The organism is Streptomyces sp. NBC_00344, from assembly GCF_036088315.1.
Taxonomy (GTDB): domain Bacteria; phylum Actinomycetota; class Actinomycetes; order Streptomycetales; family Streptomycetaceae; genus Streptomyces.
In genome coordinates, this window is record NZ_CP107996.1 from 3,300,223 (window position 1) to 3,312,617 (window position 12,395).

General features: G+C 68.7%; 12 protein-coding genes. All 12 read right to left on the reverse strand.

Annotation, left to right across the window (positions count from 1 at the left end):
• Positions 1-4 precede the first annotated feature (4 nt).
• The gene (locus OHS16_RS14835; RefSeq protein ID WP_328537674.1) at positions 5-604 is read right to left on the reverse strand and encodes a DJ-1/PfpI family protein; all 600 of its coding nucleotides are present in this window, start codon (positions 602-604) and stop codon (positions 5-7) included.
• Positions 597-2,243 (reverse strand): thiamine pyrophosphate-binding protein, encoded by a 1,647-nt coding sequence (locus OHS16_RS14840; protein ID WP_328537675.1) that lies wholly within the window; start codon positions 2,241-2,243, stop codon positions 597-599. The genes OHS16_RS14835 and OHS16_RS14840 overlap by 8 nt, the downstream gene beginning before the upstream one ends.
• Positions 2,244-2,292: 49 nt before the next feature.
• Positions 2,293-3,129: a type 1 glutamine amidotransferase domain-containing protein gene (locus tag OHS16_RS14845; protein ID WP_328537676.1), complete on the reverse strand. Its 837-nt coding sequence runs from the start codon at positions 3,127-3,129 to the stop codon at positions 2,293-2,295.
• A gap of 228 nt (positions 3,130-3,357) precedes the next feature.
• Positions 3,358-4,743: an MFS transporter gene (locus OHS16_RS14850; RefSeq protein ID WP_328537677.1), complete on the reverse strand. Its 1,386-nt coding sequence runs from the start codon at positions 4,741-4,743 to the stop codon at positions 3,358-3,360.
• 7 nt (positions 4,744-4,750) lie between these two features.
• A complete protein-coding gene (locus tag OHS16_RS14855; RefSeq protein ID WP_328537678.1) occupies positions 4,751-6,214 on the reverse strand; it encodes an aldehyde dehydrogenase family protein in 1,464 nt (487 codons plus the stop codon).
• Between the two features lie 253 nt (positions 6,215-6,467).
• A complete protein-coding gene (locus tag OHS16_RS14860) occupies positions 6,468-7,676 on the reverse strand; it encodes a low temperature requirement protein A (RefSeq protein WP_328537679.1) in 1,209 nt (402 codons plus the stop codon).
• A complete protein-coding gene (locus tag OHS16_RS14865; protein ID WP_328537680.1) occupies positions 7,657-8,481 on the reverse strand; it encodes an SDR family NAD(P)-dependent oxidoreductase in 825 nt (274 codons plus the stop codon). Before OHS16_RS14865 ends, OHS16_RS14860 begins: the two co-directional genes overlap by 20 nt.
• Positions 8,482-8,569: 88 nt before the next feature.
• Positions 8,570-9,028, reverse strand: a complete 459-nt coding sequence (locus tag OHS16_RS14870) for a VOC family protein (protein ID WP_328537681.1) — start codon at positions 9,026-9,028, stop codon at positions 8,570-8,572.
• A 4-nt stretch (positions 9,029-9,032) separates the two neighbouring features.
• Positions 9,033-9,404, reverse strand: a complete 372-nt coding sequence (locus OHS16_RS14875) for a nuclear transport factor 2 family protein (RefSeq protein ID WP_328537682.1) — start codon at positions 9,402-9,404, stop codon at positions 9,033-9,035.
• A 34-nt stretch (positions 9,405-9,438) separates the two neighbouring features.
• Positions 9,439-10,248, reverse strand: coding sequence for an ester cyclase (locus tag OHS16_RS14880; RefSeq protein WP_328537683.1), 810 nt, complete (start codon positions 10,246-10,248; stop codon positions 9,439-9,441).
• A gap of 52 nt (positions 10,249-10,300) precedes the next feature.
• Positions 10,301-11,878 carry a GMC family oxidoreductase gene (locus OHS16_RS14885; protein WP_328537684.1) on the reverse strand — a complete coding sequence of 526 codons (1,578 nt, stop codon included), beginning with the start codon at positions 11,876-11,878 and terminating at the stop codon, positions 10,301-10,303.
• The gene (locus OHS16_RS14890) at positions 11,878-12,294 is read right to left on the reverse strand and encodes a nuclear transport factor 2 family protein (RefSeq protein ID WP_328537685.1); all 417 of its coding nucleotides are present in this window, start codon (positions 12,292-12,294) and stop codon (positions 11,878-11,880) included. Before OHS16_RS14890 ends, OHS16_RS14885 begins: the two co-directional genes overlap by 1 nt.
• Positions 12,295-12,395 lie beyond the last annotated feature (101 nt).

A 12,395-nucleotide genomic window follows, 5' to 3' on the forward strand; every position in this document is an offset into this window, starting at 1 on the left:
CTTGTCACGCCCCTCGGAGCACGAGCTCGTCGATGATGGTCCTGGCGAACAGATGGCAGTGGTCGCCCGTCCTGGCGGTGACCAGGTCACCGTCGACGACGACGTCCTGGTCGACGTAGCTGGCGCCCATGTTGCGCACGTCGCCGATCAGGTTGTTGTGGCAGACGACCTTGCGTCCCTGGACGACGTACGGGATCGAGGAGGCGAGCCACATCCCGTGGCAGATGATCCCCTTGACCACACCCGATCGGGCGAAGGCTCTGCGCAGCAGGTCGGTGGCGGGTGCCAGCTGCTCGATGTCCTCGGTGTAGCGCAGCCGGTCGGCGACCATCCCGGAGGGGACCAGCAGCGCGCTGTACTCACGCAGCCGGCGGTCGTTCACGTCCTCGAGACTGCGGTTCACGGTGAGGGGTGCCCGGTACTCATGGCCGCTGAAGGTGATCGACCGGTTCCCCCAGAGGCGGGTGATGAAGTCGACACGCGCTCCCTCCTCGGCGAACCGGCGCTGGTAGTAGGCGATCTCCGGCTCGTAGAAGTCGCTCTCCGCGAAGATCGCGATCTTCTTCCCGGTGAGCACTCCGTCCCGTGCGGGTACGTCAGCCACGGTCCCCTCCTTCGGTGATCCGCAGGTCGATGAGGAACGGCTTGTCGTCGGCGAGCATCCGCTTGACCGCCTCCGCCACCTGACCGGGCTCGTCGACACGCAGCGCGTCGACGCCGAATCCACGGGCGATGTCGGAGAAGCCGAGGTCCGGATCGGACAGGTCGAACGGTGAGGGGTGCGCGTGCTCGGGGACGCCACGCTCCCGCCAGTACTGCTCGATGTTGAGGTCGAGCAGCTTGTAGCTGCGGTTGTTGCAGATGACGAACTTGGCGCCGATGTTGTGCCGCACCGCGGTGTAGAGCGCCTGGAAGGTGTACATCGAGCCGCCGTCGCCGGTGAAGCCGATCACCGTCTTGTCCGGGTGGGCGAGCTTGATGCCGATGGCGCCGGGAATACCGACGCCGAGCGATCCGCCGCGGGTGGAGAACCAGTGCCCCGGCAGCCGGCCGGGCAGGTGGGCGTTGAGCGGTCCCGCCGATGTCAGTGCCTCGTCGAAGACCATCACGTCGTCCGGCACGTGGGCGGCAAGTTCGCGCAGGAAGTGCCCGAGCAGCGAGCCGTCGTCGGCGGGCTGTCCCGGCTGCTCCCCGCGCCGGGCGACCAGTCGCTCGAAGGCGTTCACCCGGTCCTCTTCGGACAGCCGCCCGTCGAGCTCGTCGGCGAGCACCTCGAGGGTCGCCTTGGGATCGGCCACCAGGCCGAGGGTCACCGGATGGTTCTTGGCGATCTCGTAGCCGTCCAGGTCGATGTGGACGATCCTGGCGCCGTCCTTGAACGGATCGGACAGTACGGGGAACACCTCGGGGAACACATAGGTGCCGACGATCAGGACGGCGTCCGCGTCCTTCACGGCCGCCGCACTGACCTCGCCGAACATATGCCCGAGCTGCCCCCGGTAGAGCGGATGGGTGGCATCCAGGTTGACCTCGGAGAAGTCGGCTCCCCAGATATCCGCGCCGAGTTGCTCGGCGACCCGCACGAGTTCGTCCTGCGCTCCCGACGCCGAGACGCCGTCACCCACCAGGACGATCGGCCTCTCCGCGCCGGCCAGCAGCTCGGCCGCCTGATGCACGAGCGGGCGGACCGGCGCGGTCCGGGTACGCAGAAAGGTGCTCGGGATGACGGGCTCGTCGTTCGGCGCGTCGAGCACATCGAGGGGAAGGGAGACGAAGACCGGGCCACAAGGCGGCGTCATCGCCATCTTCATGGCCCGGCGAAGCACCCTCAGCACCGAGTTCGGATCGGTGACCCGGGTCGCGTACTTGGTCACCGGCTCGGCCATGGCGACCAGATCGGCGGCCATCTGGGCGTCCATCGCCTCGTACTTCACACCGGACTCGCCGGCGATCACCACGAGCGGCGAGTGACCGCGCTTGGCCTGGTAGAGCATGCCGATGGCGTTGCCGAGGCCGACCCCGCTGTGCAGCTGCAGAAGAGCCGGACGGCCGGTGGCACGGGCGTAACCGTCCGCGATGCCTGCGGCGACTGTCTCCTGAAGAGTCAGGATGTACTGAAGATCGTCATAGTCCTCCAGCGCATCCAGGAACCCCTGCTCGACCGTCCCCGGATTACCGAACATATAGGGAATTCCGTCAGCGAGAAACTGCTCGATTATCGCCGCATTGCCCTGCCTGGCCATGTCTTCCTTCTCTCGATCCTTTGGACCCTCTTACGGAGACTGCTGCGGCCTACCAGCCGAAGCGGCGAAGGCCCTCCTCAAGGACCTCGACCACCTTTTCCCCGGTGAGGTAGGAATCCGGAGTGGAACGTCCGGTGATGAACGGGTAGTCCACGATCACCGAGGTTTCCTTGCCGAAGTTGCCGTGGTAGCGGCCGTCAGGGCCGGTGGCGTCACGCAGGATGTACTCGAGCGGATACGGCGGGGGGCCGATCACGAAATCGGTACCCAGGAACCCGGTTCCGTCCTTGTAGTCGTACTCCTTGCAATGACCGGTGACGTGCTTTCCCCAGATGATCGATCTGCGGTCCTCCCATTCGCGGGCGAAAGCCAGCGGCGCCACTCCGTAGCATTCGGCGGCGACCGGCTTGTCGGCCCGTACGAAGGCCAGAATGATCTGGTGCACCCGCTCGTTGTTCGCGATGTCCACCACCGGGCCGCTGCCGCCGACGATCAGCAGCGCGTCGTACTCATCGAGCTCCTGGGCCACCACATCGACGGCGTGGTGGTACGCCTCGAGCTTGCGCAGGTAGTTGTCGTCCGCGGTGTACGGGCGCTCCGGGAGCCAGCGGGAGATGTCGATCGGGTCGGCGAGTCGGTCCGACTCCTCGGTCTCCCGGGTCAGCTTCGCCACCGCATCGGAGGTCACGGAGCGGCCCAGCGGGGGGTCCACGTAGCCGGGGTCCATGGAGGGCGGCAGCGCGTGCGGCTGCTTTCCATTCGGAGTGGCAAATTCCACGTCGTAACCGCGCTGGTCGAAATGATGCAGGGGGCCGATCAGCTCTTCGCCCCAGTAGCCGTATTCCGACAGGATCACGAGGATCTTCTTGGCATTCCTTCTGGCCATGCCTGCTCCTTCAGTATGCGGTCAGGGACGCCCGCGATTCGTACGCTGCGATCCCGTCGAACCCGTTCATTATCAGCAGCAGTAATCAGCGCGGACAATGAACTCCTCCCCGACTTCCTGACATAAGGGCTTCCTGTGTCGCGGCATTTCCGCGGCGAGTGGCTGCACAACGGAAAGCGGGGCGAACGGAAACCGTTCGCCCCACGTCTTTCCGTGTCCATCTACCGCTTACACGGCCGGAATCGATGCCTTCGCGCCCGTACTACCCGCCGGCGACTCCTGCTGCTGCCGCAACAGCCGCAGTGCGACCACCGCCGCAACCGCGCCGAGCACCGGTACGACCGCGAGCAGCGCGACCGCCGTGGAAAGGCTCATCGCGCCGGCCATACCACCGACCGCCGCCGAGCCGAGCGATCCGCCGGTGATGAAGACGAGCTGGAACACACCGACCGCCACACCATGCATCGAGCTGCCGACCAGATGGGGAACCGACGCCATCAACGCCACCTGGCCCGCGCTGAAGCCCGATACGCAGGCTGCGACAGCCACCACGAGCACGACGGGCGACCGCCCTGCGAGCGCTGCCAGCAGCAGGCCCGCCGCACTCAGCACCGCCAGGGCCGCCACCAGCCGCAGTGCCCCCACCCGGTGGGCAAGACCACCCGCCATGCGCGAGAGAACAGCACTGCACAGCCCGGTCGGCAGCAGGATGAGTCCGATCTGGGTCACGCTCAGATCGTGATCGGCCAGGATGAGCCGAGGAGCCGCGAACTGGATGATGAGGTATCCCGCGAAGAGCGTGAACCCCGCCGCGGCGGCGAGTACGAAGCGGGCGTTGCCCACCACGAGCCGGGGCACGAAGCCTTCGGGCACCCGACGGACGTGCCGGACCGCGGCAGCGGCCAGGATGAGGACCACGGCGCCGAGCGCGACCACGACGGCCCAGCCCACATGGGTCGACGGCGCCTGGAGCAGCAGAGCGAGAGCCCCGGCGAGTGCCAGGCAGAGCACCGCGCCGCGGGCGTCCAGCCGCTCTTCGCGCGGCTCTTGGGCGGGTGCCATCCGCAGCACCCAGACGGCGGCCACCGCGGACAGACCGGGCAGCGCGAGCGCCGCCTGCCAGCCCACCAGGTCGGTCAGCGCACCGCCGAGCAGCGCACCGCCACCGGAGACAATGCCCACCAGGGCGCCCATCGTGCCCACCGCGCGTCCGCGGTCCTGGGCATCCGGGAAGAGGCGGTTGGCGACGCCGAAGGACAGCACGGCCGCGACACCCGCGCCGCAGCCCTGCAGCAGCCGGCCGGCAATGACCGCCGGGTACCACGGCACAGCTGCCACCATTACGGTGCCGGCGATCAGCAGGATCATGCCTCCGATGATCGGTACCCGCAGTCCGCGGATGTCCGCGAGGCGGCCGGCGAGTGCGGAGGAGACGGACAGGGTCAGGGTGTAGGCGGCCAGCACCCATGCGGTGGCACCCGAGGCCACCGAGAGGCTCTGCCCGAGTGCGGGCAGAGCGATGGGGGTCGCGGACATTCCGAGGGCGCTGGGGGCGAGGAAGGACCCGAGTACGAGTCCGGCGGACAGAGCGTTGGGACGAGTCTGATTCGGCATGGTGTTCTCAATCGACGTTGATGTAGACCGTCTTGTACTGCAGGTACTCCTCGATGCCCTCGGGCCCCAGCTCACGCCCGTACCCGGAGGACTTGTAACCACCGAAGGAGGTGCTGTTCTCGAACTGCGCCCAGGTGTTGACCCACACGATTCCCGACTGCAGTTGAGCGGCCACGTTGTGAGCGCGGCGGATGTTCTGCGTGTGCAGGCCCGAGGCCAGGCCGTACGGGGTTCCGTTGGCGATCTCGACCGCCTCCTCGTCGGTGTCGAAGGGCAGCACCGTCAGGATCGGACCGAAGATCTCCTCCTGGGCGACGCGCATCTCCGGTGTCACACCGGTGAAGATGGTGGGCTGGTGGTAGAAGCCGGGGCCCTCGTGACCGGTGGATCCGCCGGAGCGCAGTTCCGCACCCTCCGCCAGACCGATACCGACGTACTCGATCACCTTGTCCAGCTGGGCCCGGTGGGCCAACGGGCCCAGCACCGTGGCCTCGTCCAGCGGGTCACCGATCGGGACCGACTCGGCCACCGCCGCCAGCCGGTCCACCACCTCGTCGTGCACGGAGCGGTGCACGAGAAGCCGGGAGCCGCTCATGCAGAACTGACCGGTGTTGAAGAAGGCGGCCTGGAAGGCCGACTGCACGGCGGCTTCGAGGTCCGCGTCGTCGAATATGAGGTTGGCGCCCTTGCCGCCCAGTTCGACGGTGACCCGCTTCAGTGTTCCGGCCGCGGCCGCGATCAGGCGCTTGCCGGTCGCCGTCGAGCCGGTGAAGGAGATCTTGTCGATCCCCGGGTGCACGGAGAACGCGGCACCGACGGTGGCGCCGTCGCCGGTGACCACGTTGTGCACGCCTTCGGGCAGACCCGCCTCGGCCATGATCTCGGCCAGCTTCAGCGCGGTCAGCGGAGTCTGCTCGGCCGGCTTGTGGACGACGGTGTTGCCGGCCGCGAGCGCCGGAGCGATCTTGTTGACCGCCAGGTTGAGCGGGAAGTTGAAGGGCGTGATGGCGCCGACCACGCCGAGGGGCTCACGCCGGGTGTACTGCAGTGAGCGCGCTCCGGCCGGCCGCGCCGCCCCCTCCAGCTGCTCGACCATGCCCGCGTAGTACCGGAAGATCTCGGCTGCGGCGCGCACGTCGAACCCGCGGGTGAAGGTGATCGGCTTGCCGACATCCAGCGTCTCGCGCAGTGCCAGGTCCTCGGCCGCGGCCTCGATGCCGTCGGCGATCCGGTACAGCACCCCGGCACGCTCCTTGCCGGGCATCGTCGGCCAGGGCCCGACGTCGAACGCCCGCCTGGCCGACTGCACCGCGCGGTCGAGGTCGCTCTCCCCGCCCCAGGCCACCTGGCAGATGGGGAGCTCGGTCGCCGGGTTTATGTCTTCGACGGTCTTGCCGGAATCGGACGGGCCGAACTTCCCGTCGATGAACAACTGACCGTCACCGACGGCCCGGGCGGGCTGGTTCGTCATCAGTCCACTCCTCTCGAAGAATGCCGGGGATCGGCACGCCATCGGAATGTAGGCAGTGGCACACCGTGCCGGAGGGTGGGAAGGGCGCGGGCGGGACACTGCGTCAGGTCGGTACCCGGACCTCCGCGAGTACGGGCGGATCCGGCCCGCTCAGGCGGGTCCGGGCGCCGGGCGGGGGATGCCCGCCGGGCCATCCCCCGCCCGGCGCGGTCCGCCGGTTCGCCGTTCCGGACAGCCGTGATCCCCGTGGCGCTCAGTCGCCGCCCTCGAGTGTCGCCATCCGTCGCCGGTGGCCGGGCTGCTCCGCGAGCACCGCGATCGCGAGGATCACGACCAGCACCGCGAGCACCACCGTCACGGGCAGACCCGGCGCGAAGGGGATCACCGCGAGCACCGCCGCGGTGAGCGTCAGACGGATGAGTACGACCGCCTCGCTCAGCCCGGTGAACGCCGCCCGCACCAGGGCGCCCACCGCATGGAACACCGCGATGCCGCCCGCCAGACATGCGGCTGCCGACAGCGACAGATGCGCCACGTGTTCCGAGACCACTGCTCCGAGAGTTCCCCCGACCACGGCGAGGCCGCCCTGCATCGGCAGATGCCCGTACACGAACGCGTGCCTCAGCCAGGGATGTGACGCCAGCCGCGCATGGCTGCCCGGGCTGCTGCTGCTGACGCTGAAGTAGGCCCACCACAGGCACGCGCACAGCGCGAAGGCCAGCAGCCCCGCGAGGGTTCCCGTCGGTTCGGTCCGTGTGTGGGTCAGCCCGCCGACGAACCCCATGACGGCCTCACCCAGCACGATGATGGTGAACAGTCCGAAGCGCTCGGCCAGATGATCGGCGTCACTCGACAGCGCTTCGGTCGTCCTGCCCACCAGGAACGGAAGCGCCAGCTCCACCGCCATCCCCGCGGCCCACAGCGCCCACCGCTCCGGCCCCTCCCGTACCAGCAGGCCGCCCAGCCAAAGCAGCGACGACACCGTCGCACCCGCCGCGAAGGACCGGGCCAGAGCCCTGAACCGGGCGTCACCGCGCCCCGCCCATCCGTGCAGCACCGTGACCATCCAGCGGGCGGCCAGATAGGACAGCACGAATCCGGCGTCCCCCGCCGTCCCGTGCCCGACCTGCCCGACGAACACCGCCATACCGCAGACACCCGCCATACCGGCGATCGTCAGCAGCCGGTTGAGCGCGTCGTCCCGGTCCAGCCGGTTCGCCCGGTCCGTGTACAGCACCCAGGTCCACCACACCGGGATGAACAGCGCGACCACCCCCAGTACCGAGCCGGCGTCGGGCACCGCCTCCAGCCGGTGGGTGACCTGCTGGACGGCGGCGACGAACACCAGGTCGCAGAACAGCTCGAACCAGGAGGCCCGCCGGGCTCTTTCATTGTCCCTGGCCCCCGCCGCCTCGTCCGCGCCGGCCTCGACGGCTGTCCGCTCAGCCGGAGAAGACGACACCGGTCAGATCTTCACTGATCTCCCGCAGCCGCGCCCTGGCGGCCGGGTCGTACGCCTGGGCATGGGCCCTGGCCCGCGTCGAACGGTTGAAGTACGCGCCGGTGACGTCGCTCAGCTCCGTGCCGGTGACCAGGCGAAGGGTGTGCTCGACCCCCTCGGCCACCGTGCTCTGAGGGGAGAACAGGTGCACCACGATCTTGGTCGGCATGTACGACGAGGGATGCAGGGCGTTCACCGTGACCCCGGTGCCCTCCAGTTGTTCGGCGAGGTCGATCGTCAGCATGATCTCGGCGAGCTTGGCCTGGCAGTACGCCTGGCCTCCGTCCCAGTCGCGTTCGAGCATCACATCGTCGAAGTCCAGCGGAGCCTGGCCCGCCGATGTGACGTTGACGATGCGGGCCGGAGCGGACTCGGCCAGCAGACCGGCGAGCCGGCAGCTGAGGATGTACGGCGCCAGGTAGTCGACCTGGAAGGTGAGTTCATGACCGTCCTTGCTCACCTGGCGCTCCAGCTCGACACCCAGCCCCGCGTTGTTGACCAGCACGTCCAGCCGCGGGTAGGTCGCGACGATCCGGTCGGCGAGTCCCCGGATCTCCTCGAGCGAGGAGAAGTCGGCGAGTTCGTAGCTGAGCCGGTCGTTGCCGGTGGCCGATCGCAGCTCCTCGATGAGCTCCTCGCCCTTCGCGGCACTGCGGCCATGAAGAATCAACGTAGCGCCCTGTGCGGCGAGTTCATGCGCCAGGGCGCGTCCGAGCCCGTCGGTCGCGCCGGTGATGAGGACGTTCTGCTCAGTGATCGGTGTCATGCGGGTTCCTCCTGAGGTGGCGCCGCAACGCAGAACGCCGGGCCCGCGAGCGGGGACCGGCGGCCTGGGGGTCGGAGCGCGGTGGCTGCTAGCTGTACTGCCCGAGTTCCTGGGGACTCTGATCGGTGTAACCCTGGCTGACCTCGATCACGACACCGTCCGGATCGGACACCCAGACGGTCCGCCAGCCCGGGATGAACTCGTCGAAGGAAAGCGGTCCCAGAGTCACGGGCAGCTGACCTTCGGCGCGCCCGAGGAAGACGTCCACGTCGTCGACCTGGAAGGCCAGGTGCCGCGCGGTGCCCGGGTTGGGCGGGCCGTCCTTTTCCGGCGGGACGAGCGCGTCCGCCTCAGTGGCGAAGAGTTCCAGATAGGCGTCCCCGCTGCGCAGGAATATCACCCGGTCGCCCTCGGCCTCCACCACACGGGCCCGCTCGAAGCCGAACCATCTGGTGTAGAAGTCCTCGGTCTCCTTCTGGTCGCGGCAGTTGAGGCCGACATGCGCCCAGCGCACGGGCGCTCGGGTCCCGGCTGTCGTCTCCGTCATGGTCTCAGCCTCCGGTCACAGGGGCGAAGGGCACACTGTCGTGGAAGTTCGCGAAGTAGACGATCTTCCCGTCGGTGACCCTGAAGTAGTTGCACACCTGCGCCTCGATGCTGTCCCCGCCCTTGGTGCGACCGGAGATGTGCGAGATCACAGCGGCCTGCTCACCGTCGATGACGAAGTGCTGCGGCCGGTTCGCGAAGGAGACGTACATCTCGGGGAAGCCCTTCATCATCGCGCGCAGCGTCTCCCGCCCCTCCACATGGCCGGCGAGCTGCTCATCCATGACCTGATCGGCGGCGAAGAGATCGCACCAGTCGTCCCAGTAACCGGCGTTGGCCAGTTCGTAGTAGCGGTGCACGAGGTCCTTGGTGTCCATGGGCACTCCTTGTACGGGTATCGGTGGGGGCGGGTCAGGGCAGCGGGACGTCGAGCTGGCGCATCAGGCCGGTGGTGTCGGCCTGCACCCAGCGCTCCACGACCTTGGCGTTCTCCAGGCGGTAGACCTCGAGGCTGGTCCACTGCACCTCCTTGCCCGTGGGCTCCTGGCCGAAGAACGGTGCGATGTGCCGGCCGCGGAAGGTGATGTGCATGATCACCCGGTCCGGAGCAGCCGCGTACAGCGCGTCCAGGTGGACGGTGAAGTCGAGACCCTCGTGCGCGGCCCGGATGATCTCCTTGAGCTCGGTGAGACTCTCCACGCTCCAGGCGGGGTTGTTGTCGCGGAAGGTGGGGCCGAAGAGCTCGTCCAGATCGTCGTAGCGCCGCTCGTTCACCGCGTCACTGACCCGCTGCACGACAGCGACGTTCTCGGCGTCGGACGAGAGCTGCGCCCGCAGGCCCAGGAGGTCGTCCTGTGCCCAGCGCTCGACCAGCTCGCCGTCCTCGACCCGCCAGATCTCGGTGGTGCTCCAGCGCACCTCGCGACCGGTGGCGGGCAGGTCGAGAGCCGGTCCCTGGTGGGTTCCGGTGAGGGTGACCCGGGTGATGACCTTGTCGCCCGAGACGAGGGCCTCGTCCAGTTCCGCGTGGACCTCCAGGGACTTGTGGGCGCCACGCAGGGCGTCCAGGTAGGCCTCCAGCCCCTCTATCTCGAAACCGGGGTGGTGGTCCTGGAAGTCCTGGCCGATGACCGCGGAGACGGTCTCGTAGTCGGCGTCGTTGAACGCCGTGAGGAAACGCTTGTAGAGCTCGACTCCTGGCTGGACGGCAGATGCGGGCATGATGCCCCTCCTCAGATGCGTGACGGGAACGTGCAGGTGGTGGTGCGGGTGATCAGGAATGGCTGATGAGATCGGCGGCCTTTTCGCCGATCATGACGCTGGGTGCGTTGGTGTTACCGGCAACGATGTCCGGCATCACCGAGGCGTCGGCGACGCGCAGGCCTTCGATGCCGTGCACCCGCAGCTCGTGGTCGGTGACCGCGTCCGGGTCCTGGCCCATCCGGCAGGTGCCGACCGGATGCCAGAGCGTCGTGGCGCGGGCCGCGACATAGGCGCGCAGGGCCTCCCTGCTGGTGACGCCGTCCCCGAGGCCGAGTTCGGCGCCGCGGAAGGGGGCCAGCGCCCGGGTGCGGGCGAGCTCCCTGGCCAGCTCGACCCCCTCGACCAGCACGTTCATGTCCGCCGGGTCGGCGAGGTAGTCGGCGCGTACGACCGCGGTCGACGCGGGGTCGGCGTCGCGCAGCCTGACCTGGCCGCGGCTGCCCGGCAGAAGGGCGATCGGCGCGAAGGTGAAGCCGGGTCCGCGGCGCTCCTCATCGGTCGCGTCGGGGGAGAGGAACGTGATGGGGCCGAAGGTGAATTGGAGGTCCGGCGCACCCGCGGGATCAGCGTCGCCTGTGTGGGTGAACAGACCCGCCTCGGACAGCAGCGCCTCCGCGGGCAACTCCTGACGGGACTGGTAGCTCACCGGAGCGAAGAGATGGTCCTGGAGGTTCTCGCCCACGCCGGGCAGGTCCTGCACACAGCCGATCCCGTGCGCACGCAGCTGCGCGGCGGGCCCGATACCCGAGAGCATGAGCAGCTTGGGCGTCTCGAAGGCGCCCGCGCACACGATGACCTCGCCCCGGGCACGAACCCGCTGCAGCCGGCCGTCGACCACGAATTCGACCCCTGCGGCGCGCTTGCCCTCCAGCAGGATGCGGGTGGCCTGCGCGCCCACCTCGACAGTGAGGTTGCCGCGTCCACGGGCGGGGTGGAGGTAGCCGGTGGCGGTGCTGCAGCGCTCGCCGTCGGCCGTGCGGGTGGTCTGGTAGAGGAATCCGTACCCGCTCTGACTCGCTCCGTTGTAGTCCGTCCCGTCGGCCGCGGCGTCGTCAGCCCCGTAGCCGAGTTCACGCGTCGCGGCGACGAACGCCTCCGCCAGCGGGGTGGGGGAATCATGGTCCCTGACGGACACCGGGCCCGCTTTGCCACGCAGTCCGCCGCTGCCGGCGCCCTGGTAGTCCTCGCTCCGGCGGAAATACGGCAGTACGTCGTCGTATCCCCATCCGGGGTTCCCGCGGTCCCGCCAGCCGTCGTAGTCGTGCCGGCTGCCGCGGACCCACATCAGCGCGTTGACCGAGCTGCAACCGCCGGCGACCTTTCCGCGGGCGATGGGCACGCTGCGTCCGCCGAGGCCGCTCTCGGGCTCGGTGGCGTACCCCCAGTCGATCAGGGGGCTCCATGACGACGTCAGAAGGGCGAGGACCGCACCGGAGTCGGTGCGATGGATCTCCGGGCGCTCATCCCAGCCTCCGGCCTCCAGCAGCAGTACGCTCCGCTCGCCGTCCTCGCTGAGCCGCGCCGCCACCGCGCTGCCGGCCGAGCCCGCCCCGACGACGACGTAGTCGACTGATCGGTCGGCCGCCATCACACGATGGGGGTGAGGTCGCCGACCAGATAGCTGACGATCACGGGCCGTCCGGTGTCCGACGGGTACGCGAGCCGCCACTTCTGCTGGACGCGGAAGGACGACACCGTGCCGTCCGCCACGCTCTTGGCCGTCCACACCACCGTGACGTCCACCGCCACGCCGTCTCCCTCGGCACGGCCCACGGCCTTCTCGACGACATGGGTCTGGTCCGCGAACGCCTCACCGACCACGGCGTACCAGTCGCGGAAGTCGTCATGGCTGCGCAGAGTGCGTTCGGGGAAAGCCATTTCCAGATCGGAATCAGCTACGAACGGCAGCATCTCCCCGACCGGATCATGCCGGCTCATCCGGTCGAACCATTCCTGTACGAAGTCGGCGAGTTCCTTCTCACCCAGGGGTCGGTCACCAGCCATGATTCTCTCCTGCTCTGCCTCGATGGATCAGCGCTTGCCTTGTTCGATGAAGCCAGTTGCGGGCGCCACCGCGCAGTGCACCCCGGAGGGGGAGGCACACT

Excerpts from the sequence above, each read along its gene's own strand:
- OHS16_RS14850 (WP_328537677.1), bottom strand. The coding sequence starts at position 4,743 with ATGCCGAATCAGACTCGTCCCAACGCTCTGTCCGCCGGACTCGTACTC.
- OHS16_RS14890 (WP_328537685.1), bottom strand. The coding sequence starts at position 12,294 with ATGGCTGGTGACCGACCCCTGGGTGAGAAGGAACTCGCCGACTTCGTA.
- OHS16_RS14885 (WP_328537684.1), bottom strand. The coding sequence starts at position 11,878 with ATGGCGGCCGACCGATCAGTCGACTACGTCGTCGTCGGGGCGGGCTCG.
- OHS16_RS14855 (WP_328537678.1), bottom strand. The coding sequence starts at position 6,214 with ATGACGAACCAGCCCGCCCGGGCCGTCGGTGACGGTCAGTTGTTCATC.
- OHS16_RS14870 (WP_328537681.1), bottom strand. The coding sequence starts at position 9,028 with ATGACGGAGACGACAGCCGGGACCCGAGCGCCCGTGCGCTGGGCGCAT.
- OHS16_RS14880 (WP_328537683.1), bottom strand. The coding sequence starts at position 10,248 with ATGCCCGCATCTGCCGTCCAGCCAGGAGTCGAGCTCTACAAGCGTTTC.
- OHS16_RS14840 (WP_328537675.1), bottom strand. The coding sequence starts at position 2,243 with ATGGCCAGGCAGGGCAATGCGGCGATAATCGAGCAGTTTCTCGCTGAC.
- OHS16_RS14875 (WP_328537682.1), bottom strand. The coding sequence starts at position 9,404 with ATGGACACCAAGGACCTCGTGCACCGCTACTACGAACTGGCCAACGCC.
- OHS16_RS14845 (WP_328537676.1), bottom strand. The coding sequence starts at position 3,129 with ATGGCCAGAAGGAATGCCAAGAAGATCCTCGTGATCCTGTCGGAATAC.
- OHS16_RS14865 (WP_328537680.1), bottom strand. The coding sequence starts at position 8,481 with ATGACACCGATCACTGAGCAGAACGTCCTCATCACCGGCGCGACCGAC.